The organism is Rubrivivax albus (genome assembly GCF_004016515.1).
GTDB lineage: Bacteria > Pseudomonadota > Gammaproteobacteria > Burkholderiales > Burkholderiaceae_C > Rubrivivax > Rubrivivax albus.
Window position 1 is genome coordinate 198,205 of the sequence record NZ_SACT01000008.1, and the last position, 24,358, is coordinate 222,562.

A 24,358-nucleotide genomic window follows, 5' to 3' on the forward strand; every position below is an offset into this window, starting at 1 on the left:
GCGCCGGCGTCAGGGAAGACGTTCCAGCGCGTGCTGGTAGCCGGGGTCGTGCATCAGCGCGTCCCACGGCAGCGGCGCGCTGGCCGGCAGCAGGGCCAGGCGGCGCTGTTCGCTGTCGGGGTCGGGCTGCCAGTGGCCCTTGCCGGCCTCGGCCTCGAGGCCGTCGAGCAGCGCGTCCACGGCCTCGCCGCCGTCCACGCTCTGGTTGCACAGCAGCACCAGATCGCAGCCGGCATCCAGCGCCAGCGCTGCGGCCTCGGCATAGGTGAGTTCGCCGCGCCCGGCCACGTGGCGCGCGCCTTCCATGCTGAGGTCGTCGCTGAACACGGCACCGGTGAAGCCCAGCTGGCCGCGCAGGATGTCCTTGAGCCAGCGCGGCGAGAAGCCTGCGGGGTGGGCATCCACCTTCGGGTAGACCACGTGCGCCGGCATGACACTGGCCAGCGTGGTCGACAGCCATTCGTAGGGCCGTGCGTCGTCGGCCAGGATGGCCTTGAGCGAGCGCTTGTCCACCGGCACGGCGGTGTGGCTGTCGGCGGCCACGTAGCCATGACCGGGGAAGTGCTTGCCGCAGTTGGCCATGCCGGCGCGCAGCAGGCCGTGCATCAGGCTCTTGGCCAGCATCGTGACCACGCGCGGGTCGCGGTGGAAGGCACGGTCGCCGATCACGCCCGAGGGGCCGTGGTCCAGGTCCAGCACCGGTGTGAAGCTCAGGTCCACGCCACAGGCGCGCAGCTCGGCGCCCAGCACGTAGCCGGCGGCGCTGGCGGAATCGGTGGCCGTCAACGCGTCCTTCATCCACAGCGTGCCGAGTTCGCGCATCGGCGGCAGGTGGGTGAAGCCGTCGGTGCGGAAGCGCTGCACGCGGCCGCCCTCGTGGTCGACGCAGATCAGCAGATCCTCGCGCACCGCCTTGACCTCGGCGCACAGGGTGGTGAGCTGCGCCCGGTCCTGCCAGTTGCGGGCAAAGAGGATCAGGCCACCGGTCAGCGGGTGGCGCAGGCGGCGGCGGTCGGCGGCGGTGAGCGCCGTGCCGGCGATGTCCAGGATGACGGGCGCGTGTTCACTCATGGGGGGTGCTTTCGACGACGACGAAGGTCGCCGCGTAGTCGGTTTCGTCGGTGACGGTGACGTGGGCGCGCAGGCCGCGCGCCGTGAACCAGTCGGCGAGCTCGCCATGCAGCCGGATGTAGGGCTGGCCGCTGGGGTGGTTGAGGATCTCGCAGCGGCGCCAGCTCATGGGCATGCGCATGCCCATCCCGATGGCCTTGGAGAAGGCTTCCTTGGCCGAAAAGCGCGTGCCCAGGTAGGCGATGCCGCGCACCTCGGCACGCGCGCGGCGGGCATGGAAGACCTGCAGTTCCGAAGGACCCAGCACCTTCTCGGCGAAGCGGTCGCCGCGTCGTTCCAGCGTGGCATGCAGGCGCCGCAGGTCGCAGATGTCGGTGCCGATGCCGAAGATCACGCCGCGTCCCCGCCAGCGGCATCGCGGATGCACTGCAGGTAGCGGCGCACGGTCTCGGCCATGCCCAACTCCAGCGCATCGGCGATCAGGGCGTGGCCGATCGACACCTCCACCACCTCCGGCGCCGCGCGCAGGAACGCGGTCAGGTTGTCGCGGTTGAGGTCGTGGCCGGCGTTGACCTGCAGGCCGGCCTGCACGGCGGCACGCGCGGCAGCGGCGAACCGCTGCAGCTGCGCGTCGCGCTGCGGCGTGGCCCAGGCCGCCGCATAAGGCTCGGTGTAGAGCTCGATGCGGTCGGCCCCGACGGCACGTGCCGCGGCCATCGCGCCCGGCTCGGCGTCCATGAACAGGCTCACGCGCACGCCCAAGGCATGACATTCGTCGATCAGCGGGCGCAGGCGGTCGCCGTCGGCGGCCAGGCCCCAGCCGTGGTCGGACGTGAACTGGCCTTCGCTGTCGGGCACGAAGGTGGCCTGGTGAGGCTTCACCGCGCGGATGAAGCCCATCAAGTTGTGGAAGGGGTTGCCCTCGATGTTGTATTCCGCCTGCGGCCACTGCGCCATCAGTGCGGCGATGTCGTGCACGTCGTGGGCGCGGATGTGGCGCTCGTCGGGCCGCGGATGCACGGTGACGCCCTGGGCGCCGGCTTCCAGCGCCACCGTGGCCAGGCGCACCACCGACGGGATGCCCAGGTGGCGCGTGTTGCGCAGCTGCGCAATCTTGTTGACGTTGACCGACAGCGCGGTGGCCGGGTGGGCAGGGGCGATCAGCGGGTTCATCGCAGGGGTTCCGTGGGCATGTCGCCGGGCAGTTCGGACAGGCGCTGCAGTTCGCGCATCACGCGCCGCGTGCGCAGTTCGCCCGTGCCCAGATGGTACTGAAGCAGGCCGCGCAGCTGGGCCCGCCAGGCCGCCGCCGGGGCCCGGCAGGCGATCTGCACCGCCGGCAGATCGTCGTGCTGCAGCGCCTGCTGCGCCGCGAGCAGGGCCGCACCGGTCAGGGCGTCGGCACCACCTTCGACCACGCCGGTCTCGGCATGCAGTGTGTAGCGGCGCTCGGGCAGCAGCGCGGCACGCGTCAGGGTCACGCAGTCCAGCTCCGGTAGCCAGCCGGCGGCCTGCAGCAGGCGCAGCTCGAAGGCGCGCAGCGCCGCGGCGGCCTCGGCGTCGGTGCCCAGGCCCAGCACCGGCAGCGTGGCGGCATAGGCGTCGAACAGCGCCTCGTGCGGGTCCTGCCGCGCCAGGCCCTTGAGCAGCAGCTCGTTGGCGTAGAAGCCGCTGAACAGCGCGCCTCCGCCCACCACAGGCGCGCCACCGGCCCATTCTGCCGTGCGCAGCAGGTGGATCTCCGCCGCCTCGTCGGCCGGCGCCTTGCCCAGCTGGACCCACAGCCGCTGGAACGGCAGCAGCACCGGGCGCAGCTGCGAGTAGGGCCGCTTGGCGCCTTTGGCCACCACGGCGACGCGGCCACGTTCGCGCGTGAACAGCTCGACGATGAGGCTGGTCTCGCTCCAGTCGTACTGGTGCAGCACGAAGGCCTGCAGCGGCGCCGCGGCCGCGCGCCGGCTCATTCGTAGCCGTAGGCCTTGAGCCTGGCCTCGTCGTCGGCCCAGCCACTGCGCACCTTGACCCAGAGCTCCAGGAAGACCTTGGCCTGGAGCAGGTTCTCCAGCTCCTGGCGCGCCTCGCTGCCGATGCGCTTGAGCCGCTCGCCGCCTTCGCCGATGACCATGCCCTTGTGCGCGTCGCGCTCGACGATGATGTCGGCGCTGATGCGATGCAGCACGCGCGGCGGCTCGCCCTCTTCCTCGTACTTGCCGATGACCACCGTGCACGCATAGGGCAGTTCGTCGCCGGTGAGGCGGAACAGCTTCTCGCGGATGATCTCGCTGGCCAGGAAGCGGTCGCTGCGGTCGGTGAGCGCGTCCTCCTCGTAGAACCAGGGCTGCTCCGGCAGGTGGCGCTCGACGATGCCCAGCAGGCGGTCCACGTCGGCCGCCTTGTTGGCCGACATGGGCACGTATTCGGTGAAGGGGTGCCGGTCCTGCATGCCCTTGAGCCAGGGCAGCAGGTCGGCCCGGCGGCGCACGGCGTCGAGCTTGTTGGCCACCAGGATCACCGGCTTGTCGCGCAGGCCTTCGCCCTGAAGCAGGCCCAGCACCTTGGCGTCGTCGAGCCCGAAGCGGCCGGCCTCCACCAGGAACAGCACCAGGTCCACGTCGGCCACCGACGACAGCACGGTGCGGTTGAGCGTGCGGTTCAGCGCTGTGCGCCCGCGGCCGACGTCACGGGTCTGGAAACCCGGCGTGTCGACGAAGACGAACTGCGCCGCGCCCCGCGTGCGGATGCCGGTGATGCGGTGGCGCGTGGTCTGCGCCTTGCGCGAGGTGATGCTGATCTTCTGGCCGACCAGCGCGTTGAGCAGCGTGGACTTGCCCACGTTGGGCCGGCCGACGATGGCCACGAGGCCGCAGCGCTGCGGCGGCTCGGTGTCTTCGGGCGCTTCGGCGTCGGTCATGCGCGCAGGGGGCCGTCGGGCCGGTCGCTGGCCTTCAGCGCCGCCAGCATGCGACGTGCGGCCTGCTGCTCGGCGGCGCGCCGCGAACGGCCCTCGCCACGTTCGGCCAGGCGCAGCGTGGGCACGGCGCACTCGACCTCGAAGGTCTGCGCGTGGGCCTGGCCCCGGGTGGCCACGATGCGGTACGCGGGCACCGGCACCCGCCGGGCCTGCAGCCATTCCTGCAGCTCGGTCTTGGGGTCCTTGCCGAAGCTGTCGGCCTCGATGGCCTCGATCTGCTCGCCCAACAGCCGCGTGACGACCGCCTGCGCGGCCTCGAAGCCGGCGTCGAGGTAGATGGCCCCCAGGATGGCCTCGGCGGCGTCGGCCAGGATGGACGGGCGCAGCGCGCCGCCGCCACGCGCTTCGCCGTCGGACAGGCGCAGCACTTCGGGCAGCTGCAGGGCCAGCGCCAGCTTGTGCAGGCTGTCCTCGCGCACCAGGTGGGCGCGCACACGGGTCAGGTCGCCTTCGGCCGAGTCCGCGAACTGCCGGTACAGCAGCGACGACACCGCCAGGCTGAGCACCGCGTCGCCCAGGAACTCCAGGCGTTCGTTGTGCTCGGCACCGAAGCTGCGGTGCGTCAACGCGCGCTGCAGCAGCGCCGGGTCGTCGAAGACGTGACCCAGGCGCCGCTGCAGGGCCGCCAGCGTGTCGCTCACTGGCCGCTGCGCCCCTCGTACTTCAGCAGGAGGTAGACCGGGCCGACGATGGGGATCTCCTTCTCGTAGGCGAAGCCGATCACGAGGCGGTCGTTCTCCTTCGTGATCTCCAGGTCGTTGGAGCCGATCGACGAGATGGAGTACTCGATGGCGCGCTGGCGTTCGAACGCGGCCCTCACCTCCGGCACGGTGGCCGGCGCCTCGGCGGCGATCTTGTCGACCGCGCGCTTGATCGTGAAGTACTCGTTGACGGTGGGGAAGACGACCACGGCCAGGTAGCCGAAGAAGCCGACGACGATGGCCCAGAACAGCAGGCCGAACAGGGAGACGCCGCGCTGGTGCCTGCGGTGCGACGTGGACGGTGTCCGTCGAGTCATGCGAGTGTCCCGCTCAGTGGAACGGCCCGATGCGGCCGAGGTTGCCGAAGTTCATCCAGACGAAGAATGCCTTGCCGACGATGTTGGCGTCGGGCACGAAACCCCAGAAGCGCGAATCCTGCGAGTTGTCGCGGTTGTCGCCCATCATGAAGTAGTGGCCCGGCGGCACGGTGCACTGCATCCCTTCGGCACTGTATCGGCAGTTGTCGGCAAAAGGAAAGTTCTTCGGCATGCCGCCGAAGTAAGAGGGTGCGTCCGGGTTCACGAGGATGCGGTGCTCGACGGCGCCGAGCTTCTCCTGCCACATGGGTTCGTAGCGCAGGCGGTCCTCCTCGTAGTACTCGCCCTGGGCCGCCAGCGACACCGGCTGGCCGTTGAGCGTGAGCCGCTGGTTGCGGTACTCCACCACGTCGCCCGGGATGCCGACCACGCGCTTGATGTAGTCCTGCCGCGGGTCCACCGGGTAGCGGAACACCATCACGTCGCCCCGCTGCACCGGGTTGTTGTCGATGATCTTGGTGTTGATCACCGGCAGGCGCACGCCGTAGTGGAACTTGTTCACCAGGATCAGGTCGCCGACCAGCAGCGTCGGGATCATCGAGCCCGAAGGGATCTTGAACGGCTCGAACAGGAACGAGCGCAGCAGGAAGACGATGCAGATGACCGGGAACAGCCCCGCGGTCCAGTCCAGCCACCAGGGCTGCATCAGCAGCTTCTCGCGCGCCGGGGCGATGTCGCCGTCGACCTTCTCGATGCCCTGCGCCGCCAGCTGCGCACGGCGGGCGCGGTCGCCCTCTTCCAGCGCGCGTGCAGCCGCCTCGCGCGCCGGCTTGAACTTCAGCCGCTCGGCGAACCAGTAGACCATGGTCACCATGGTCAGGATGAACAGCAGCAGCGAGAAGTTGCCGATCCAGTGGCCCAGGAACCAGCCGCCCAGGTAGACGATCAGGGCGCCGTACAGCGCCGCGGTGAGTGCACTCATCGGTGTGTTGTTCTCAGTCATCGACCTGGAGGATGGCGAGGAAGGCTTGCTGCGGCACCTCGACGGTGCCGATCTGCTTCATGCGCTTCTTGCCGGCCTTCTGCTTCTCGAGCAGCTTGCGCTTGCGCGTGATGTCGCCCCCGTAGCATTTTGCCAGCACGTTCTTGCGCAGCGCCTTGATGTTCTCGCGCGCGATGATGTTGGCGCCGATGGCGGCCTGGATGGCCACGTCGTACATCTGGCGCGGGATCTGCTCGCGCATCTTGGCCGCCACGGCGCGGCCGCGGTACTGGCTCTGCGCGCGGTGCACGATCATCGACAGCGGGTCGACCTTGTCGCCGTTGATCAGGATGTCGACCTTGACGACGTCAGCCGCACGGTACTCCTTGAACTCGTAGTCCATGCTGGCGTAGCCGCGGCTGACGCTCTTGAGCTTGTCGAAGAAGTCCAGCACGATCTCGGCCAGCGGCAGCTCGTAGGTCAGGTGCACCTGCTTGCCGTGGTAGGCCATGTTCATCTGGATGCCGCGCTTCTGGTTGGCCAGCGTCATCACCGGCCCCACCGCGTCCTGCGGCATGTAGAGCTGCACGGTGACGATGGGCTCGCGGATCTCGCGGATGCGGCCGAGGTCCGGCATCTTGCTCGGGTTCTCGATCATCTCCACGGTGCCGTCGTTCAACTCGACCTCGTAGACCACGCTGGGGGCGGTGGTCACCAGATCCTGGTCGAACTCGCGCTCCAGGCGCTCCTGCACGATCTCCATGTGCAGCAGGCCCAGGAAGCCGCAGCGGAAGCCGAAGCCCAGCGCCTGACTCACCTCCGGCTCGTAGCGCAGGCTGGAGTCGTTGAGCTTGAGCTTTTCCAGCGCGTCGCGCAGCGCGTCGTACTCGCTGGGCTCGGTGGGGTAGAGGCCGGCGAAGACCTGCGGCTGGATCTCCTTGAAGCCCGGCAGCGGCGCGCTGGCCGGGCCGGCGTTGTTGGGCAGCTTCTTTTCCAGCGTGACCGTGTCGCCCACCTTGGCCGCGGCAAGTTCCTTGATGCCGGCGATCAGGAAACCCACCTCGCCGGCCTTGAGCAGTTCGCGCGGTTCCGACTTGGGGGCGAACACGCCCAACTGCTCCAGCGGGTAGACGGCACCGGTGGCCATCAGGCGGATGCGGTCGCCCTTCTTCAGCTCGCCGTCGACCATGCGCACCAGCATCACGACGCCGACGTAGTTGTCGAACCAGCTGTCGATGATCATCGCGCGTGGCGGGCCGTCAGGCACACCGCGCGGCGCCGGCATGCGGGCGATCACGGCCTCGAGGATGTCGTCGATGCCCATGCCCGTCTTCGCGCTGCAGGGGATGGCGTCCGCAGCGTCGATGCCGATGACGTCCTCGATCTCCTCCTTGGCCGCATCGGGGTCGGCCTGCGGCAGGTCCATCTTGTTGAGTACCGGCACCACTTCGACGCCGAGGTCCAGCGCGGTGTAGCAGTTGGCCACCGTCTGCGCCTCCACGCCCTGGCTGGCGTCGACGACCAGCAGCGCGCCTTCGCAGGCCGACAGCGAGCGCGAGACCTCGTAGGAGAAGTCCACGTGCCCGGGCGTGTCGATCAGGTTGAGCTGGTAGACCTGGCCGTCACGCGCGGTGTACTTCAGCGCGGCGGTCTGTGCCTTGATGGTGATGCCGCGCTCGCGCTCGATGTCCATCGAGTCGAGCACCTGCGCCTCCATCTCGCGGTCGGACAGGCCACCGCAGCGCTGGATGATGCGGTCGGCCAGCGTGCTCTTGCCGTGGTCGATGTGGGCGATGATGGAGAAGTTGCGGATGTGGTTCATCGCGGGAGCATGGGATCACACGGGACGACGCGCGACACGCCTTGTGCGGCAGGCTGCTGGCCTGACGGACGAAGCGTGCTCAACGGGCGTCGAACCAAAAAAAAGGCGCGTCGAAAAGGGCGACGCGCCTTCCAACAAAAACGTATGGCAACTGCTTGTTGGGACTTCATTGTAGCCAAAACACCCCGCGGAAAGCCGCGCCAGCGCTGCATTTCCGGCCGTTGCGGGTGACCAACAAGCCCACATTGTCCACAGCTTATCCACAGTGTCGCGCACATGCTGCACTTCGCGGGGCGGCGCACTCCAGTGCAGATCACCGTACACCCAAAGCACCGAGGAAAGCCCTGGATTCTACCGCTGCAGTTCGGTAATGGTGAAAGCTCGAACTGAAGTGAGAAACCACTCACGGAACCGGCCCAGACGGCGACCTGGTCGTCGCCGCCTGACCTGGGCGGTCACTTCCCGGATCGCGAAAAGACCCGTCAGCGGGGTCGGATCAGCAGGTAGTTGACCCAGTTGCCGCGCCGGATCAGCACGCTGACCGGCCGGTCCTTGTCCATCCGGGCCGCCGCAGCCGCGAACTGCTTCGCGTTGGCCACTTCGGTGTTGCCCACCTGCAGCACCACGTCGCCGGCCTGCACACCAGCCCGCGCCGCCGCACCTTCGGCGGCTTCGACGCGCACACCACCGGTGACGCCGAGCTCCTTCTTCTGCGCGTCGGTCAGGTCGGCCACCGTCATGCCGAAGGCGCTGAGCGAGGCCGCCTTCTCTTCCTTGGGCGGTGTGGCCTGGGCGCGTTGCGGCTGGCGGTCGGGCGGGAACTCGCCGACGGTGACCGCGATGTCCTGCGTGCCACCGCGGCGGAAGACCTGCAGCGTGCTCTTCGCCCCGGGCTTGATGGCGCCGATGATGCGCGGCAGGTCACCGGACTTCTCCACCGCCTTGCCGTCGACCTTGACGATGATGTCGCCAGCCTGGATGCCCGCCTTGTCGGCCGGGCCGTCGGACTCGACGTTGCGCACGAGCGCGCCCTGCGGCTTGCCCAGGCCGATGGCCTCGGCCACGTCCTTCATCACCGGCGCGATCTCCACCCCGATGCGGCCGCGGATCACCCGCCCGTTGGCACGCAGCTGGTCGGCGACGCGCGTGGCCTCGTCGATCGGGATCGCGAAGCTGATGCCCATGAAGCCGCCACTGCGGCTGTAGATCTGCGAGTTGATGCCCACGACCTCGCCACGCAGGTTCAGCAGCGGGCCGCCGGAGTTGCCGGGGTTGATGGCCACGTCGGTCTGGATGAAGGGCAGGTAGTCGCCAGTGTCGCGCTGCTTGGCGCTGACGATGCCGGCCGTCACCGTGTTGTCCAGCCCGAACGGCGAGCCGATGGCCAGCACCCATTCGCCCACCTTGAGCCGGTTGGCGTCGCCGATCTTCACGAACGGCAGACCGGTGGCCTCGACCTTGACCACCGCCACGTCGGTGCGCCGGTCAGCGCCGACGATCTTCGCCTTCAGCTCGCGCTTGTCGGTGAGGGTGACGATGACCTCGTCCGCACCGTCGACGACGTGGGCGTTGGTCATGATGTAGCCATCGGCACTGAGCACGAAGCCCGAACCGACGCCGCGCTGCTGGGGTTCGTTGTCCTCATCGTCCTGCGGGCCGTTGCGGGGACCGCCGCGATCGGGCCGGTTCGGCAGCGGGATGCCGAAGCGCCTCAGGAACTCCTCGAACTCCGGTGGCACCTGGCCGCGCAGGTTGCCGCCGCCGTTGCCGGGACGCTCCAGCGTGCGGATGTTGACCACCGCCGGGCCCACGCGCTCGACCAGTTCGGTGAAGTCCGGCAGCTGCACCGTTGGTGTCGCAGCCTGGGCCTGCACGGACGCTGGCGCCAGCGCGGCCCAGCTCATCAGCGCGGCAGTGGCCAGCACGGCGCCGCGCCGGCGCAGGGTCTGCGGTTGGGTCATGTTCGTGTTCTCCTGACGAGGAAATGGGTTCTGGCGCAGGGATGGCGGCTGGGGCGAAGGTCGGCGTGCCGCTCAACGCCGGGACAGCGCATCGACGAAACGTTCCAGCGTGCGCCTGGGCACGTCGCCCATGGCGGTGATCCAGTGGTCGCCCACGCGCTGCATCACGGTGTGCGTGGCGCCCATCTGCGCCGCCAGCGCGCCGCGGTGCGCGTGTTCGCTGTAGGGCTCGATGAACAGCGAGACAAAGCTCAGGCCGTCCGAGAACATGGCCTGCAGTGCCTGGCCGCCGGGGCCGGCGACCGCCGGCCGCTGCAGGCAGCCGACCAGGTCGAAACCGGGCACGTCCTGGCGCATGCGCCACCCCTGGGCCGCCCAGTCGACGACCTCGCGCCGGGACGGCAGCACGGTGTAGCCGGCAGGCTCCATGCCGTCGAGCACGGCGCGCATGTCGGCCGCACCGCCGATCTGCACCTCGCTGAACGCCGAGGACTCCAGCGTCTGCCCGGCGCTGTCCAGCACGTCGGCACGCAGCAGCAGCCCGGTGGCCTCGTCGGCCAGCAGGCGCTGCGCGAAACGCAGGTCGTCCCGCGGCTGCAGCAGCATCACCTGTGCCCGCCGCCCGGCCACCACGCTGTGGCCCGCCGGCACCAGGCTGTAGTGGGCCAGAGCGCGGGGCTCCACGCTGCGCCGCGTGGACACCAGCGCATTGGAGGCGGCGCGCTGCTCCACCACCACCAGCTGCTTGTGCGGCCACACGGTGCGCACCGTGTCGTTGCGGCGGTAGACGCGGTGCTGATGGCCGTCCAGCGCCTCCACCCGCTCGAGCACCTCGCCACCTGCCGCCACGTGCGCCACGCGCGAACTGGAGACGATGCCCGCGGCGGTGTAGACCATGGTGCCGCGGTAGTTCTGCCCCGATGCCGCGGCGTTCAGGCGCGCCAGCCAGGCGGTCGGGTCCGGCACCGGTGCCGGCCCGGCCGCCACGGCAGGCAGCAGGCCGCTGCACAGCAGCCCGGCCAGGCACCAGCGCCGGGAACGCGTCGCGCGCGAAGGAGATGCCACCGACATCAGCGCGCCGGCGCGGCGTCGAAGTCGACCGTGCGCACCGCGCCGCCCGGCAGCGCTGCGGGCGACCCCATCAGCACCTCGCGATGGGCGCGCAGGTACTCGTCGACGCGTGCGTCGCGCAGCATCTGGCCGTGCTGCACGGTCGCCGGCGCGGTGCCCGGCACTGCCGTGGACGCCAGCGTGGCGCGAACGGCCAGCGGCGGCGTGGCGGCCATCTGCGGCGCGTCGAAGCCGTTGCCACCTGGGGCGGCCTGCTGCAGCACCACCATCACGCCGGCCACGGCTACGAAGCCGGCGGCCGCCGCCATCGGCACCAGCCACAGCTGACGCCGGCCGCGCTGGCGCGCAGGCCGTGCCGCCAAAGGTGCCGGCGCCAGCACCACCGGCTCGTCGGCCAGCCGCTGGCGCAGGGCCTGAAGAAAGGCGGCATCGGCCGCGGCCGGCCGCGCCAGGTCGTCCGAGCGCAACACATCACCGATGAGGTGATAGGCATGCCAGGTGCGCCGGGCGTCGTCGTCCTCGGCCCAGCGGCGGCATGCACCGGCCAGGTCGTGGTCGTCCAGGCGGCCATCGGCCAGGTCGGACAACCATTGCCGGTGCTCGTCGGGGGCTGGGGTGGCGTGGGGTCGGTTCATGGGCAGCACTCGGTTCTGTGGCGCTCACCAGCGCGCGCCGTCACGGGTGTCCAGCAGCGGTCGCAGGCGCTGTGCGATCGCCTCGCGGGCGCGGAAGATCCGCGACCGCACGGTCCCGATCGGGCAGTTCATCACATCGGCAATCTCTTCGTAGCTCAGCCCTTCGATCTCGCGCAGCGTGATCGCCTGGCGAAGGTCTTCGGACAACGCCGCGATGGCCGCATTGACGGCCTCCGCGATCTCCTTGCTCGCGAGCAACGCATCCGGTGTCTCGCCGTCGCTTAGTTCGTTCTCGACACGGGAAGTTTCATCGCCTTCATCATCGCGAGACGCGAGTGCGGTTTCCGTGACCAGCGGGTCACGCTTGAGATCCATCAGGCTCTTCTTGGCCGTGTTGACCGCAATCCGGTAGAGCCAGGTGTAGAACGCGCTCTCGCCGCGGAAGTTCGGCAGCGCGCGGTAGGCGCGGATGAAGGTCTCCTGGGCGATGTCGGGCACGAGGTCGGTGTCGCGCACCATGCGGCCGATCAGGCGCTCGATGCGGCGCTGGTACTTGACCACCAGCAGTTCGAAGGCACGCTGGTCGCCCTGCTTGACCCGTTCGACCAGGGCCGCGTCGGCGTCGGGCTGCGTCATCATGGCGTAGGCACCCCTTCGCCGCCGGCCGGATGGCTGGCAGGATGACCGGCCGTGGCCACCAGGGCCGCACGCAGCGCCGGCCAGCTGAACCCGGCCGCACGGGCACTACGGGCCGACAGCGGCAGCCAGGCCGTCGCCAGCATCCGGCCCGGGGGCCGCAACCGCAGCAACAGCCAGGCACCCAGGTCCAGCGCCACCCGGGGCTGGACCACCTGCGCGCCGAGCCACCAGGCCTGCCCATCCCAGCGCAGGCTGGGCACCGCCCGGCGGGCGTCGGCACGCCAGGCCAGCAGACCGCTCAACGCCAACAGGGCAGCGAGCATCAGCATGACCGGGCCCGATTGCCACGCCAGCAACGCCCAGGCCGCCAGCAGGTGAAGGCCGAGCATGGCCAGACGCCAGCGCCCGCCGTCACCGGCGGCCTCCAGGGACACCGGCGCAGGGCCTTGCATGGACAGGCGACAGGGCGCTCAGGCGCGCCGGAACACCAGCGTCCCGTTGGTGCCGCCGAAGCCGAAGTTGTTCTTCACCGCCACGTCGATGCGCATCTCGCGCGCCTGGTTGGCGCAGTAGTCGAGATCGCACTCCGGGTCCTGTTCGAAGATGTTGATCGTCGGCGGCGAGACCTGGTGGTGCACCGCGAGCACGGTGAACACCGACTCGATGCCGCCGGCGCCGCCCAGCAGGTGGCCGGTCATCGACTTGGTGGAGTTCACCACCATCTGCTTCGCATGGTCGCCGAAGGCGAGCTTGATCGCGTTGGTCTCGTTGACGTCGCCCAGCGGCGTGCTGGTGCCGTGCGCATTGAGGTACTGCACGGCATCGGCATTGACGCCGGCGTTGCGCAGCGCCGCCTTCATGCTGCGCTTGGGTCCGTCGACGTTGGGCGCGGTCATGTGGAAGGCATCCGCGCCCATGCCGAAGCCGGCCAGTTCGGCGTAGATCTTCGCGCCGCGCTTCTTCGCGTGCTCGTATTCCTCGAGCACCAGCACGCCGGCACCCTCGCCGAGCACGAAGCCGTCACGGTCCTTGTCCCAGGGTCGGGACGCGGTCTTCGGATCGTCGTTGCGCGTGGACAAGGCCCGCGCCGCGGCGAAACCGCCGATGCCCAGCGGACTCACGGTGCTTTCCGCGCCGCCGGCCACCATGACGTCGGCATCACCGTACTCGATCAGCCGCCCGGCCTCGCCGATGCAGTGCAGCCCAGTGGTGCAGGCGGTGACGATGGCCAGGTTCGGCCCGGTGAAGCCGTACTTGATCGACAGGTGCCCGGAGATCATGTTGATGATCGACGCCGGCACGAAGAACGGCGAGATGCGCCGCGGCCCGCGGGTGCGGTACTCCTCGTGCGTGGCCTCGATCATCGGCAGGCCGCCGATGCCGGAGCCCACCATGCAGCCGATGCGCTCGGCCGTCTCTTCCGTCAACGCGTCGCCCGTGGGCAGACCGGCGTCCTGCACGGCCTGGATCGCCGCCGCCATCCCGTAATGGATGAAGGTGTCCATGTGCCGGGCTTCCTTGCCGGGGATGTAGTCCTCGACATTGAAGCCCTTGACCTCGCCGGCAAAACGGCAGCTCAGCGCGGAGGCATCGAACTTGGTGACGGTATCGATGCCGCTGCGGCCGGCGACCAGGTTGGCCCAGCCCTCGGCAACGCTGTTGCCGACCGGGCTGATCAGCCCCAGGCCGGTGACGACGACACGGCGACGCGACATGCGGAGATCAGGCCTTCTGGTTCTTGACCGCGTAGTCGATGGCCAACTGCACCGTCGTGATCTTCTCGGCCTCTTCGTCCGGGATCTCGATGCCGAACTCGTCCTCGAGGGCCATCACCAGTTCCACCGTGTCCAGCGAGTCGGCGCCGAGGTCGGCCACGAAGGCCTTCTCGTTGGTGACGTCCGCCTCGGGCACGCCGAGTTGTTCGGCGATGATTTTCTTGACACGGGTTTCGATATCGCTCATGACTCCTCCAGGAGTGGGTCCAACTGACAGCCGGCGATTCTACCGGCGGGCAGGGGCGGGGCATCCGCCACGTTGTCGGCCCGGGATCGGGCCTGGGATCCGGCCAGAGACCGGCGAATTCAGCTCATGTACATGCCGCCGTTGACGTGCAGCTCGGCGCCCGTCACGTAGCCGGCCAGCGGGCTGGCCAGGAAGGCCACCGCATGCGCCACCTCCTCCGGCGCGCCCAGGCGTGCCAGCGGGATCTGCGCCAGCAGCGCGGTCTTCTGCGCCTCGGGCAGCGCGTCGGTCATGTCGGTGGCGATGAAGCCCGGCGCCACGCAGTTGACGGTGACGTTGCGGCTGCCCAGCTCGCGCGCCAGCGCGCGCGTCATGCCGGCCACGCCGGCCTTGGCGGCAGCGTAGTTGGCCTGCCCCGCGTTGCCGGAGGCGCCGACCACCGAGGTCACGCTGACGATGCGGCCCCAGCGCTGCTTCATCATCGGGCGGATGGCGGCGCGGCTGAGGCGGAAGACGGCCTTCAGGTTGGTGTCGATCACCGCGTCCCAGTCGGCGTCCTTCATGCGCATGGCCAGCTGGTCGCGCGTGATGCCGGCGTTGTTGACCAGCACGTGCAGGCCGCCGTCGGTCTTGACGATGTCGTCCACGGCCGCTTCGGCGGCTGGCCCGTCGGTGACGTCCAGCGCGATGCCGCGCCCGCCCAGCGGCGCCAGGGCCTCGGTGATGGCGGCGGCGCCGGCAGCGGTGGTGGCGGTGCCGATCACGCGGCAGCCCTGCTGCGCCAGCGCCAGCGCGATGGCGCGGCCAATGCCGCGCGAGGCGCCGGTGACGAGGGCGATGCGGACGGTCTCTTCACTCATGCCAGCATTTCCTTGGCCTCGGCCAGCGACACGGGGTCGAGCACGGTGACGCTCTCGGCCTCGGCGTGCTCGATGCGCTTGATCATCTTGGACAGCACGCGGCCCGGGCCGCACTCGAAGATGTGGCGCAGGCCGCGAGCGTGCATGGCCTCCACCAGTTCCACCCAGCGCACCGGGCCGAAGGCCTGGCGGTAGAGCGCGTCGCGGATGCGGTCGGGGTCGGTCTCGACGGCGACGTCGATGTTGTTGATCACCGGGATGGCCGGTGCGGCAAACGGCGTGGCCGCCAGCCGCTCGGCCAGGCGGTCGGCCGCCGGCTTCATCAGCCCGCAGTGGAACGGCGCCGACACCGCCAGCGGCATCGCGCGCTTGGCGCCGATGGCCTTGAGCAGCGTCACCGCCATCTCCACGCCGGCCGTGCTGCCGGCGATGACGGTCTGCTTGGGATCGTTGAAGTTGGCGGCGGCCACGATCTCGCCGCTGTCGCGCGCCGCCTGCTCGCAGGCCTTGGCCACGTCGGCGCCGTCCAGGCCCAGGATGGCCATCATCGCGCCGGTGCCCACCGGCACCGCGTCCTGCATGGCCTGCGCGCGGAAACGCACCAGCGGCACGGCGTCGGCCAGGGTCAGCGCACCGGCGGCCACCAGGGCGCTGTACTCGCCCAGCGAATGGCCGGCCACGGCGGCCGGCACCGGGCCGCCTTCGTGGATCCACGCACGGTAGTTGGCCACGCCGGCCACCAGCATCACGAGCTGGGTGTTGACGGTGAGCGCCAGCGTCTCCGCCGGACCTTCGTGGATCAGACGGCCCACGTCCAGGCCGGCGGCGGCCGACGCCTCGGCCAGCGTGGCGGCCACGGCCGGGTGGTCAGCCCAGGCGTCGAGCATGCCCACGGACTGCGAGCCCTGCCCCGGAAAGACGAAAGCAAAAGGTTTCATGGCGGTGTCTCCAAACGCGCGGCGCGTCCGCCCGACGGCGGCGCCCCGTCATGGGTGGATCAGTAGTCGAGCAGCACGGCGCCCCAGGTGAAGCCGCCGCCCACCCCCTCGAGCATCACCGTGTCGCCGCGCTGCACGCGGCCGCTGCGCACCGCGTGGTCCAGCGCCAGCGGGATCGACGCGGCCGAGGTGTTGCCGTGCTCGTCGACGGTGACGATCAGCTTGTCCAGCGGCAGCCGCAGCTTCTTCGCGGTGCCGGTCATGATGCGGATGTTGGCCTGGTGCGGGATCAGCCAGTCGAGGTCGCTGTCCTGGCGGCCGGCCTTCTCCAGCACGGTGCGCGCCGCCTGCTCCAGCACGCCGACCGCGAGCTTGAACACGGCCTGGCCGTCCATCTTCAGCAGCGGGTCGCCGAGCACCTGGCCGTTCTGCACCGTGCCCGGTACGCACAGGATGCCAGCGTGGCGGCCGTCGGCATGCAGGTCGGTGGCCAGGATGCCGGGCGTGTCCGACGCTTCCAGCACCACGGCGCCGGCGCCGTCGCCGAACAGCACGCAGGTGGTGCGGTCGTTGAAGTCCAGCAGGCGCGAGAACACCTCGGCGCCGACCACCAGCGCACAGCGCGCGTTGCCGGCGCGGATCATCGCGTCGGCCACCGTGAGGCCATAGACGAAGCCGGAGCACACGGCCTGCACGTCGAAGGCCGGACAGCCGGCCACGCCCAGCTTGTGCTGCAGGATCGCGGCGGTGGACGGGAACACCATGTCCGGCGTGGACGTGGCGACGATGATCAGGTCGACCTCGTCGGCGCGCCGGCCCGCGGCCTCCAGCGCATGGCGGCAGGCCGCCAGCGCCAGATCGCTGCTGTTGATGCCGTCGTCCACGAAGTGCCGCGCGCGGATGCCGGTGCGCTCGACGATCCAGTCGTCGGAACTCTCCAGGCCGCGGGCCGCCAGCTGGTCCACCAGGTCCTGGTTGGACACGCGCCTGGGCGGCAGGAAGCTGCCGGTGCCGGTAATGCGGGAGTAGGTGGCGGACAAGGGCTGACGGTGTTCAGGCCGGACGCGTCAGGCAGCGAGTGCCGACGGGCCGGCGGTTCCGGTGCTCGGGGCGGCGATTCGGTCCTGCACGCGCTCCAGCAGCCGGTTGCGGGCGGCATCATACGCGCGGCCCAGCGCCTGTTCGAAGGCATAGGCATCGGCCGAGCCATGGCTCTTGAACACCAGCCCGCGCAGGCCCAGCAACGCGGCGCCGTTGTAGCCCCGCGGGTCCACGCGCCGCTTGAAACGGTTGAGCACCGGCATCGCCGCCAATGCCGCCAGCTTGGTCAGCGGGTTGCGGGTGAATTCCTGCTTGATGAAGTCCGACAGCATCGAGGCCAGGCCCTCGGAGGTCTTCAGCAGCACGTTGCCGACGAAGCCGTCGCAGACCACGATGTCGGTGGTGCCGAGGAAGATGTCGTTGCCCTCGACGTTGCCGTGGAAGTTCAGCTGGCCGGCCTGGTGCGCGGCGCGCAGGAGTTCGCCGGCGCGCTTGATGGTCTCGCTGCCCTTGATGGCTTCCTCGCCGATGTTGAGCAGGCCGACGCTGGGTTCGTCGATGCCCGACACCGCCGACACCAGCGCCGCGCCCATCTCGGCGAACTGCAGCAGGTGCTCGGGCGTGCAGTCGACGTTGGCGCCGAGGTCGAGCACAGTGGTGAAGCCGCCCTTGCGGTTGGGCATCACGGTGGCAATGGCGGGGCGGTCGATGTCCTCCAGCGTCTTGAGCACGTAGCGCGCCACCGCCATCAGGGCGCCGGTGTTGCCGGCCGACACGCAGGCGTGCGCGGCAGGGACGCCGCCGTCATCGGCCTTCAGCGCGGCGATGGCCACGCGCATGGAGGAATCGCGCTTGCGGCGCAGCGCCACCTCCACCGGGTCGTACATCGTCACCACCTCGGTGGCGGTGCGCAGCGTGGTGCGCGGCCAGGCCGCTGCGGGCGCCAACGCGTCGGCGCTGCCCACCAGCACCAGGGAGGCCTCCGGGTGGCGGTCGAGAAAAGCCTTGCAGGCCGGCAGGGTCACGGCCGGGCCATGGTCTCCGCCCATGCAGTCCACCGAGAGGGTGACCTGCGTGCGCGGGGACAGAGGCGTCGCCTGGAGAGGCTGGGCAGAGGACATCAGGGAGCCATCATGCACGATGCCCGGCGGTGCCGTCGTGGGCGCGCCGGGCATCGAGCTTCAGGGACATCACCGGGGCGGCCTGCAGACTTGACGGCCCAAGGGCCGCAGTCGCACACAGGCGGCCCAGCGGCCGACTCAGTTGTCGGCCTTGGTCTTCAGGACCTTGCGGCCGCGGTAGAAGCCGGTTGGGCTGATGTGGTGACGCAGGTGCGTCTCGCCCGTGGTGGACTCCACCGCAGTGCCCGGCACGGACAGGGCGTTGTGCGAGCGGTGCATGCCACGCTTCGAGGGCGACTTCTTGTTCTGCTGAACGGCCATGAAATTCTCCTGGGGTGCCCGGCTGCCAGCGCCACCTATCTCTTGGACCCCGGGTACGTGGGGAACACTGAAGAAGACAGCACCGCTGAGAGGCGGCTAAGCGGGGAGGTCGGCGTTCCCGGCAAAGCCGGCCGCCAGACGGAAAGCCCGCGAGTGTAGCACAGGCCGTCAGGGTTTCTGCTGTTTCAAGGCGGCCAGCGCGGCGAAGGGGTGCGCCGCCGGCGCCTCGTCTAGCTCGTCGGCCGGGTGTGGCAGGGGCTCGGGGCAGGCCTCGTGCATCGGTACAAGGGGCAGGGCCAGGATCAGCTCGTCCTCCAGCAGCGGCAGCAGGTCGAGCCGGCCGCGGGGCGGCAGCGCCAGCACGTCCTCGTCGTCGGCGGCCCCGTCCAGCCGCTCGGCCTCGGCCTCGTCGGCCACGAAGCGGAAGCTGCGCTGCACGCCGATCACCTCGTCCACCGGCTGCAGGCAGCGCTGGCAGGTCAGGCGGACGGTGGCCTGCGCGTCAAGGTGCAACCAGGGATCAGCGCGACCGCCGGCCACGCTGCGGCGCTCGAAGGCCAGCGACCAGCGCACGGCGCCATCGCCCGCCGGCGCCGCGTCGGCCGTCAGGCGATCCAGGTCGGTCAGCGGCGTGCGCCCTTCCAGTTCGGCCGCATCGTCGGCCAGGCGTTGCAGGTCGAGACGGCGCAGATCAGGTTGGCCGTCATGGGGCTTGTTCATCCCGGTCAGTGTAGTCCGCGACAATCCGGGCCATGCCCTCGATGCCCCCGCTGATTCTCGGGTCGACCTCGCGCTACCGGCGCGAATTGCTGGCCCGATTGCGGCTGCCGTTCGACGTCGCCGCGCCGGCGGTGGACGAGACGCCGCAGCCCGGCGAGTTGCCTGCCGACCTGGCAATGCGGCTGGCACTGGCCAAGGGGCGCGAGGTGGCCGCGCGACACCCCGACGCCGTGGTCATCGGCGCAGACCAGGTCTGTGACCTCGACGGCGAGCCGATCGGCAAGCCCGGCACGCACGCACGTGCTGTCGACCAGCTGACCCGGCTGTCGGGCCGTACGGCCGTGTTCCAGACCGCGTTGGCCGTGCTGCGCCCGGCCACTGGTTTCGAGCGTGCGCTGCTGGCGCCGGTGCGGGTCCAGTTCCGTGTGCTGTCGGCAGCCGAGATCGAGCACTACCTGCGCCTGGAGCAGCCCTACGACTGCGCCGGCAGCGCCAAGTGCGAGACCCTGGGCATCGCGCTGCTGAAGGCCATCCACAGCGACGACCCGACGGCGCTGGTGGGTCTGCCGCTGATCCGCACCGCCGCGCTGCTGCGCGAAGCCGGCATCGACCCCTTGCAGCCCGCACCGTGAGCCGCGGCACGCTGTTCCTGGTGCCCAACACGCTGGACCTGGGGCTGCCGCCAGCACCGGTGGACGACGTGCTGCCTGCGGTCGTGTTGCGCACCGCCGCGCGTCTGCACCATTGGGCGGCCGAGGACGCGAAGACGGCACGCGCGTTCCTCAAGCGCGTGGACGCGCTGGTGCCGCTGGCGGCCCCGCTGCAGCAGTTGTCGATCGTCGAGCTGCCACGCCCGCGCAAGGGCAGCCGCGAACCTGTGCCGGGCGCCGCCTGGCAGGCCCTGCTGGCGCCGGCGCTGGCCGGCGAGGACATCGGTCTGATCTCCGAGGCCGGCCTGCCGGCCATCGCCGACCCGGGGGCCGCACTGGTGGCGGCAGCGCACGCGGCCGGCGTGCCGGTGCACCCCCTGGTGGGGCCGAGTGCGCTGATGCTGGCGCTGGCCGCCAGCGGCCTGGAGGGCCAGAGTTTTGCCTTCGTCGGCTATCCGCCGCAGGATCCGACGGCGCGAGCGGCCAGGCTGCGCGAACTGGAGGCGCTGTCGCGTCGCCATCGGCAGACGCAGCTGATGATCGAGACGCCCTACCGCAACGAGGCCCTGCTGCAGGCGCTGCTGGAGGTGCTGGCCCCGGAGACCTGGCTGTCGGTGAGCGCCGGGCTGACCACGGCGGCGGCGTTCACCCGCAGTGCGGCAGTGTCGGCCTGGCGCCAGGCGCCGTCGACGCTGCCGCTGCGGGTGCCGGCGGTCTTCGCGCTGCTGGCGCGCTGATCTGCGGGCTCAGAAGGCTAGGTGGGGCAGTTCGGCCCGGCGCGGCAGGTCCGCCCCCCGCCGGCTGCAGGTGATGGCCGCGGCGTCGGCAGCAAAGCCCAGCCAGGTGCGCAGTGCCTCGGGCGACAGGGTCTGCAGCGCCCCGGGCCGCAGGCGGCCGGTCTCGGCCAGGCCGGTCAGCAGCGCCGCCTGGAAGGTGTCGCCGGCCCCTACGGTGTCGGCCACGGCGACGGCTCGGCCGGGCACGTCGGCGCGCCCGGCGGGCGTCCAGGCGGTGGCACCCCGGGCACCGCGGGTGAGCACCACGGCCTCGACGCCGGCGGCCAGCCACTCGCGCACCAGCGCGCCCTCGTCCGCCTCGGGAAACAGTCGGTCCAGGTCCTCGTCGCTGATCTTCAGCAGCTGCGTGCGCGGCAGCATCCAGGCCAGCGTGGCGCGCCAGCGATCGACATCCGGTTCCACGTTGAGGCGGATGTTGGGGTCGTAGGCCACCAGCGCCCGGCCCTGCACGCGTTCGACCAGTGCACGCTGCGTGGCCGCCACCGGCTCCACCACCATCGCGTAGGAGCCGACATGCACCGCCTGCACCTCCGCCGGCACGGTATCGAGGGCCGACATCGGCAGCAGGCGGTCGGCACAGCCCTGGCCGTAGAAGGCGTACGACGGCACGCCCTGCGCGTCCAGGCCCACGAGGCCGAGGGTGGTGGGTGCATCGATGCGCGGCGCGCAGGCCAGGCTGACGCCCTCCTCGGCCAGTGCGCGGGCGAGACGGTCGCCCAGGAAGCCGGTGGACAGCGCACCGAAGAAGGCCACCGGCTGCCCCAGCCGCGCCAGGCCACTGGCCACGTTCAGCGGCGAGCCGCCGATGCGGGCGTCCAGCAGCATGCCGGTGGGCGTGTCGGTGGTGGCGAAGACATCCATCAGCGCTTCGCCGCAGACGATGAACACGTGCTGTCCTCTCTCGGAACGGTCAAGGAAGCGCGATGATGGCCCGCGCCCGCCAGGAGCGCCTGAGGGTTTCACATCAGGCGCCGGGTGGCGCCAGCCACTCAGCCGTTGCCGCCGAGCAGCGAGGCGACCTTGCGCTTCGGGCGGATGTTGGGCGACTTGCCCGCGCTTGCGGCCGGTGCCGCCGTGGCGCGCGCGGCCTCCCACGCCGGCGGCTCGTCGCGCTGGGGCGCTTCGTAGGGCTTGTCGAACAGCGGGTCGCCGCGGGAGGCTTCGCTGACCATGCGGCCCGGTCGCACCGGCGTGTTGCCCTTGGCCAGGCGCACGAACTCGTCGTCGCGCGAGCGGCGCGCGCCGTGGCGCTCACCGCGCTCCACGCGGTCGCTGGGCTCGTCACGACGGCGGCGCGGGGATTCGTCCAGGTCGAACGGCTCGAGCTCGATCTTCTTCTTGATCAGCTTCTCGATCTCGCCGGTCAGCCGGGTGTCGTCGCGCGCCACCAGCGTCACGGCCAGGCCCGATGCCCCGGCACGGCCGGTGCGGCCGATGCGGTGCACGTAGTCCTCGGCGTTGAACGGCACGTCGAAGTTGAAGACCGCCGGCAGGTCGGCGATGTCCAGGCCGCGCGCGGCCACGTCGGTGGCGACCAGCAGGTCCACCTCGCCGGCCTTGAACGCGGCCAGGGCCTTCAGGCGCTCGTCCTGGCTCTTGTCGCCGTGCAGCGCCTGGGTCTTCAGCCCGTCGCGCTCGAAGGCACGCGCCAGGCGCGCGGCGCCGAGCTTGGAGTTCACGAAGACGATGGCCTGGGCCAGTTCGCGGTCGCGCAGGATCTGGCGGATGATGGCGCGCTTGTCGTCGGCATCGGCGCTGTAGAAGCGCTGCTCGACGGTGGAGGCGGTGGCGTTGGGCCGTGCCACTTCCACCAGCACCGGGTCCTGCAGGTAGCTGGCGGCCAGCTTCTTGATCTCGGGGCTGAAGGTGGCCGAGAACAGCAGTGTCTGACGCGCCCTGGGCAGGAACGACAGGATGCGCTGCAGGTCGGGCAGGAAGCCGATGTCGAGCATGCGGTCGGCTTCGTCGAGCACCACGTACTCCACCTGGTTCAGGATGGCGTTCTTGGCCTCGATGTGGTCCAGCAAACGGCCCGGAGTGGCGATCAGCACCTCGACCCCGCCCTTGAGCTGCAGCGTCTGCGGCTTCATGTCGACACCGCCGAACACCACCGCCGAGCGCAGCTTGGTGTGCTGCGCGTAGTTCTTGACGTTGACCGCCACCTGGTCCGCCAGTTCACGCGTGGGCGCCAGCACCAGGGCACGCACCGGATGGCGCGCTGGCGACATGCTGGCGTTCTCGTGCTTGAGCATGCGCTGCAGCAACGGGATCGTGAAAGCCGCCGTCTTGCCGGTGCCGGTCTGGGCGGCGCCCATCACGTCACGGCCGGCCAGCACGATGGGGATCGCCTTGGCCTGGATGGGCGTCATGGCCGTGTAGCCGGAATCGGCCACGGCCTTCAGGAGCTTGGGGTCGAGCGGGAGGGTGTCGAAGCGCGGCGCGGGAGCGGCCGGGGGTGACCCGGCTTCGGCGCCGACCGCAGGGGTGTCGGTCATGTCTCCGGATTATCCCTCGCATCGGCCGGTCGCGTGTCCAGCGGCACGGGGCGCGAGCTGAAGAGACGCAGCACACGGGGTGACCTGAAACGCACGATGCGCCAGTAAAGCGCCACGTAAGTCACCGCAAACATGGCCAGAAAGCTTGCCACCGCCGCGGTGTTGTCCCAAAACAACGCCGCAGGCACGATGGAGACCATGCACAGCGCCCACAGCACGGGTGAGGTACGCGCATTGCGTCGTGTGAGGGCCTTCGCGCTGCGGTCACCCACCGCCCAGCCCATCACCCGGCGATAAACCAAGGAATGCAGGTGGATGCCATCGGGCATGTGCGCGGGGCGTTGGCGCAGCACGCCACGCCGGTAGATGGAGAACAGCGTCTCGAACGCCGGATAAATACAGACCAGCAACGGGAAGAGCGGCGAGACTTCCGGATTGCGGCCAATGAGCAGGATGCCGAGTTCAGCCACCACGAAGCCCAGGAAGTAGGCCCCGCCGTCACCCAAGAAGATCAGCCCCGAGGGATAGTTCCAGAGGAAGAAGCCCAGCACCGCGCCGATCCCCGCCAGCGCCATGGCGCCGACCAGCGTGTCGCCAACCTGGAACGCCACATAGGCGATGGCCGCCAGCATCAGCATCACGCACATCGACGCCAGGCCATTGAAACCGTCGATGATGTTGATGGCGTTGGCGATGCCTGCCACGGTGAACACCGTGAGCGCGAGCGAACCCATGGTGAAGGTGACCAGCCAATCCAAGCCAGGAATGGTGGTGTAGCGCAGGCCGGCGTCGACCCAGTGAAACGCGAGCACGGCCGACAGCGTCGTCGCCACGAGCCGCCCTCGCGGCGTCACCGCCTCGGTGCAATCCTGGATGAACCCGGCCAGAAAGGCGGGCAGTGCACTGGCCAGCAACAGCGATGGCAGGCTGGGTGAACCGCCGTGCCAGACATGCCAACCCAACCACGCCAGCAGTCCTAAAAAAACCCCCAGCCCACCGATGCGCGGCACGGGCACCGTGTGAACCTTCTGCGGCTTGGAAAAATCCCGATCCCCTGTGTGCGCGGTGTGCAGGCTTGCCGAGCGCACCAGCAGCAGGGTCACCAACGCGGCGAAGGCAAAGGCGATGAGGAGGCCTGACACGCCGGGGATTCTAGGAGGCCACACCGCCGCCAGGTCGGGCTCGACCGGCGGTGTCACGTGGGCTGGCTAGAATCGGCCGCGGCTGTTGGGTCGGCCCGCCGCTGCGGTCCGGTGCCGAGTGCCCCGACCGCCTGACCGGCC

The 24,358-nt window shown here is 70.2% G+C and carries 27 protein-coding genes; 2 read left to right on the forward strand and 25 right to left on the reverse strand.

The window, feature by feature from the left end:
* Positions 1–9: 9 nt before the first annotated feature.
* The 22 genes from nagZ to ENE75_RS20475 form a co-directional block, all read right to left on the reverse strand.
* Positions 10–1,071: a beta-N-acetylhexosaminidase gene (gene nagZ / locus ENE75_RS20370; protein ID WP_128200178.1), complete on the reverse strand. Its 1,062-nt coding sequence runs from the start codon at positions 1,069–1,071 to the stop codon at positions 10–12.
* Positions 1,064–1,465 carry a holo-ACP synthase gene (gene acpS, locus ENE75_RS20375; protein ID WP_128200179.1) on the reverse strand — a complete coding sequence of 134 codons (402 nt, stop codon included), beginning with the start codon at positions 1,463–1,465 and terminating at the stop codon, positions 1,064–1,066. Before acpS ends, nagZ begins: the two co-directional genes overlap by 8 nt.
* Complete coding sequence (locus ENE75_RS20380) at positions 1,462–2,244, reverse strand: pyridoxine 5'-phosphate synthase (RefSeq protein WP_128200180.1); 783 nt, start codon at positions 2,242–2,244, stop codon at positions 1,462–1,464. Before ENE75_RS20380 ends, acpS begins: the two co-directional genes overlap by 4 nt.
* Entirely contained in the window at positions 2,241–3,035 is a 795-nt protein-coding gene (recO, locus tag ENE75_RS20385) for a DNA repair protein RecO (RefSeq protein ID WP_128200181.1), read from the reverse strand. The genes ENE75_RS20380 and recO overlap by 4 nt, the downstream gene beginning before the upstream one ends.
* Positions 3,032–3,982 carry a GTPase Era gene (gene era / locus ENE75_RS20390; RefSeq protein WP_128200182.1) on the reverse strand — a complete coding sequence of 317 codons (951 nt, stop codon included), beginning with the start codon at positions 3,980–3,982 and terminating at the stop codon, positions 3,032–3,034. The genes recO and era overlap by 4 nt, the downstream gene beginning before the upstream one ends.
* A complete protein-coding gene (gene rnc / locus ENE75_RS20395; RefSeq protein ID WP_128200183.1) occupies positions 3,979–4,683 on the reverse strand; it encodes a ribonuclease III in 705 nt (234 codons plus the stop codon). Before rnc ends, era begins: the two co-directional genes overlap by 4 nt.
* The gene (locus ENE75_RS20400) at positions 4,680–5,060 is read right to left on the reverse strand and encodes a DUF4845 domain-containing protein (RefSeq protein WP_128200184.1); all 381 of its coding nucleotides are present in this window, start codon (positions 5,058–5,060) and stop codon (positions 4,680–4,682) included. The genes rnc and ENE75_RS20400 overlap by 4 nt, the downstream gene beginning before the upstream one ends.
* Before the next feature lie 13 nt (positions 5,061–5,073).
* Positions 5,074–6,042 carry a signal peptidase I gene (gene lepB / locus ENE75_RS20405; RefSeq protein WP_128200185.1) on the reverse strand — a complete coding sequence of 323 codons (969 nt, stop codon included), beginning with the start codon at positions 6,040–6,042 and terminating at the stop codon, positions 5,074–5,076.
* 13 nt (positions 6,043–6,055) lie between these two features.
* Positions 6,056–7,864, reverse strand: coding sequence for a translation elongation factor 4 (gene lepA, locus ENE75_RS20410; protein ID WP_128200186.1), 1,809 nt, complete (start codon positions 7,862–7,864; stop codon positions 6,056–6,058).
* A 482-nt stretch (positions 7,865–8,346) separates the two neighbouring features.
* Positions 8,347–9,825 (reverse strand): Do family serine endopeptidase, encoded by a 1,479-nt coding sequence (locus ENE75_RS20415; protein WP_128200187.1) that lies wholly within the window; start codon positions 9,823–9,825, stop codon positions 8,347–8,349.
* Between the two features lie 72 nt (positions 9,826–9,897).
* Complete coding sequence (locus ENE75_RS20420; protein WP_128200188.1) at positions 9,898–10,896, reverse strand: MucB/RseB family sigma factor regulatory protein; 999 nt, start codon at positions 10,894–10,896, stop codon at positions 9,898–9,900.
* Positions 10,896–11,531 carry a sigma-E factor negative regulatory protein gene (locus tag ENE75_RS20425; RefSeq protein ID WP_128200189.1) on the reverse strand — a complete coding sequence of 212 codons (636 nt, stop codon included), beginning with the start codon at positions 11,529–11,531 and terminating at the stop codon, positions 10,896–10,898. Before ENE75_RS20425 ends, ENE75_RS20420 begins: the two co-directional genes overlap by 1 nt.
* A 24-nt stretch (positions 11,532–11,555) precedes the next feature.
* Positions 11,556–12,167: an RNA polymerase sigma factor RpoE gene (gene rpoE / locus ENE75_RS20430; protein WP_128200257.1), complete on the reverse strand. Its 612-nt coding sequence runs from the start codon at positions 12,165–12,167 to the stop codon at positions 11,556–11,558.
* Positions 12,167–12,604, reverse strand: a complete 438-nt coding sequence (locus ENE75_RS20435; protein ID WP_158289029.1) for a hypothetical protein — start codon at positions 12,602–12,604, stop codon at positions 12,167–12,169. The genes rpoE and ENE75_RS20435 overlap by 1 nt, the downstream gene beginning before the upstream one ends.
* A gap of 36 nt (positions 12,605–12,640) precedes the next feature.
* Positions 12,641–13,885, reverse strand: a complete 1,245-nt coding sequence (gene fabF, locus ENE75_RS20440; RefSeq protein WP_128200191.1) for a beta-ketoacyl-ACP synthase II — start codon at positions 13,883–13,885, stop codon at positions 12,641–12,643.
* Positions 13,886–13,892: 7 nt separating this feature from the next.
* Positions 13,893–14,132, reverse strand: a complete 240-nt coding sequence (gene acpP / locus ENE75_RS20445) for an acyl carrier protein (RefSeq protein ID WP_128200192.1) — start codon at positions 14,130–14,132, stop codon at positions 13,893–13,895.
* Positions 14,133–14,251: 119 nt separating this feature from the next.
* Positions 14,252–14,992 (reverse strand): 3-oxoacyl-ACP reductase FabG, encoded by a 741-nt coding sequence (gene fabG / locus ENE75_RS20450; protein WP_128200193.1) that lies wholly within the window; start codon positions 14,990–14,992, stop codon positions 14,252–14,254.
* A complete protein-coding gene (fabD, locus tag ENE75_RS20455; RefSeq protein ID WP_128200194.1) occupies positions 14,989–15,930 on the reverse strand; it encodes an ACP S-malonyltransferase in 942 nt (313 codons plus the stop codon). The genes fabG and fabD overlap by 4 nt, the downstream gene beginning before the upstream one ends.
* A 59-nt stretch (positions 15,931–15,989) precedes the next feature.
* The gene (locus ENE75_RS20460; RefSeq protein WP_128200195.1) at positions 15,990–16,970 is read right to left on the reverse strand and encodes a beta-ketoacyl-ACP synthase III; all 981 of its coding nucleotides are present in this window, start codon (positions 16,968–16,970) and stop codon (positions 15,990–15,992) included.
* A gap of 27 nt (positions 16,971–16,997) precedes the next feature.
* A complete protein-coding gene (gene plsX, locus ENE75_RS20465) occupies positions 16,998–18,092 on the reverse strand; it encodes a phosphate acyltransferase PlsX (RefSeq protein ID WP_128200196.1) in 1,095 nt (364 codons plus the stop codon).
* 138 nt (positions 18,093–18,230) lie between these two features.
* Positions 18,231–18,413 carry a 50S ribosomal protein L32 gene (rpmF, locus tag ENE75_RS20470; protein WP_128200197.1) on the reverse strand — a complete coding sequence of 61 codons (183 nt, stop codon included), beginning with the start codon at positions 18,411–18,413 and terminating at the stop codon, positions 18,231–18,233.
* 168 nt (positions 18,414–18,581) lie between these two features.
* Positions 18,582–19,133, reverse strand: coding sequence for a YceD family protein (locus ENE75_RS20475; protein ID WP_128200198.1), 552 nt, complete (start codon positions 19,131–19,133; stop codon positions 18,582–18,584).
* A 32-nt stretch (positions 19,134–19,165) separates the two neighbouring features.
* On the opposite strand from ENE75_RS20475, the gene ENE75_RS20480 reads away from it, so the two are divergent.
* Positions 19,166–19,765 (forward strand): Maf family protein, encoded by a 600-nt coding sequence (locus ENE75_RS20480; protein WP_128200199.1) that lies wholly within the window; start codon positions 19,166–19,168, stop codon positions 19,763–19,765.
* The gene (locus tag ENE75_RS20485) at positions 19,762–20,520 is read left to right on the forward strand and encodes an SAM-dependent methyltransferase (protein WP_128200200.1); all 759 of its coding nucleotides are present in this window, start codon (positions 19,762–19,764) and stop codon (positions 20,518–20,520) included. Before ENE75_RS20480 ends, ENE75_RS20485 begins: the two co-directional genes overlap by 4 nt.
* A 9-nt stretch (positions 20,521–20,529) precedes the next feature.
* Here the strand turns inward: ENE75_RS20485 and ENE75_RS20490 are convergent, their stop codons facing one another.
* The 3 genes from ENE75_RS20490 to ENE75_RS20500 form a co-directional block, all read right to left on the reverse strand.
* A complete protein-coding gene (locus ENE75_RS20490) occupies positions 20,530–21,468 on the reverse strand; it encodes a carbohydrate kinase family protein (RefSeq protein WP_128200201.1) in 939 nt (312 codons plus the stop codon).
* A gap of 101 nt (positions 21,469–21,569) precedes the next feature.
* Positions 21,570–23,075 carry a DEAD/DEAH box helicase gene (locus ENE75_RS20495; RefSeq protein WP_128200202.1) on the reverse strand — a complete coding sequence of 502 codons (1,506 nt, stop codon included), beginning with the start codon at positions 23,073–23,075 and terminating at the stop codon, positions 21,570–21,572.
* Positions 23,072–24,217, reverse strand: coding sequence for an MraY family glycosyltransferase (locus tag ENE75_RS20500; RefSeq protein ID WP_128200203.1), 1,146 nt, complete (start codon positions 24,215–24,217; stop codon positions 23,072–23,074). Before ENE75_RS20500 ends, ENE75_RS20495 begins: the two co-directional genes overlap by 4 nt.
* Positions 24,218–24,358: the final 141 nt, after the last annotated feature.

Bases quoted from the DNA above. Each gene is read 5' to 3' on its own strand.
- nagZ (WP_128200178.1), bottom strand. From the start codon at position 1,071: ATGAGTGAACACGCGCCCGTCATCCTGGACATCGCCGGCACGGCGCTC.
- ENE75_RS20380 (WP_128200180.1), bottom strand. From the start codon at position 2,244: ATGAACCCGCTGATCGCCCCTGCCCACCCGGCCACCGCGCTGTCGGTC.
- recO (WP_128200181.1), bottom strand. From the start codon at position 3,035: ATGAGCCGGCGCGCGGCCGCGGCGCCGCTGCAGGCCTTCGTGCTGCAC.
- era (WP_128200182.1), bottom strand. From the start codon at position 3,982: ATGACCGACGCCGAAGCGCCCGAAGACACCGAGCCGCCGCAGCGCTGC.
- ENE75_RS20400 (WP_128200184.1), bottom strand. From the start codon at position 5,060: ATGACTCGACGGACACCGTCCACGTCGCACCGCAGGCACCAGCGCGGC.
- lepB (WP_128200185.1), bottom strand. From the start codon at position 6,042: ATGAGTGCACTCACCGCGGCGCTGTACGGCGCCCTGATCGTCTACCTG.
- lepA (WP_128200186.1), bottom strand. From the start codon at position 7,864: ATGAACCACATCCGCAACTTCTCCATCATCGCCCACATCGACCACGGC.
- ENE75_RS20415 (WP_128200187.1), bottom strand. From the start codon at position 9,825: ATGACCCAACCGCAGACCCTGCGCCGGCGCGGCGCCGTGCTGGCCACT.
- ENE75_RS20420 (WP_128200188.1), bottom strand. From the start codon at position 10,896: ATGTCGGTGGCATCTCCTTCGCGCGCGACGCGTTCCCGGCGCTGGTGC.
- ENE75_RS20425 (WP_128200189.1), bottom strand. From the start codon at position 11,531: ATGAACCGACCCCACGCCACCCCAGCCCCCGACGAGCACCGGCAATGG.
- rpoE (WP_128200257.1), bottom strand. From the start codon at position 12,167: ATGACGCAGCCCGACGCCGACGCGGCCCTGGTCGAACGGGTCAAGCAG.
- fabF (WP_128200191.1), bottom strand. From the start codon at position 13,885: ATGTCGCGTCGCCGTGTCGTCGTCACCGGCCTGGGGCTGATCAGCCCG.
- acpP (WP_128200192.1), bottom strand. From the start codon at position 14,132: ATGAGCGATATCGAAACCCGTGTCAAGAAAATCATCGCCGAACAACTC.
- fabG (WP_128200193.1), bottom strand. From the start codon at position 14,992: ATGAGTGAAGAGACCGTCCGCATCGCCCTCGTCACCGGCGCCTCGCGC.
- fabD (WP_128200194.1), bottom strand. From the start codon at position 15,930: ATGAAACCTTTTGCTTTCGTCTTTCCGGGGCAGGGCTCGCAGTCCGTG.
- plsX (WP_128200196.1), bottom strand. From the start codon at position 18,092: ATGTCCTCTGCCCAGCCTCTCCAGGCGACGCCTCTGTCCCCGCGCACG.
- rpmF (WP_128200197.1), bottom strand. From the start codon at position 18,413: ATGGCCGTTCAGCAGAACAAGAAGTCGCCCTCGAAGCGTGGCATGCAC.
- ENE75_RS20475 (WP_128200198.1), bottom strand. From the start codon at position 19,133: ATGAACAAGCCCCATGACGGCCAACCTGATCTGCGCCGTCTCGACCTG.
- ENE75_RS20480 (WP_128200199.1), top strand. From the start codon at position 19,166: ATGCCCTCGATGCCCCCGCTGATTCTCGGGTCGACCTCGCGCTACCGG.
- ENE75_RS20495 (WP_128200202.1), bottom strand. From the start codon at position 23,075: ATGACCGACACCCCTGCGGTCGGCGCCGAAGCCGGGTCACCCCCGGCC.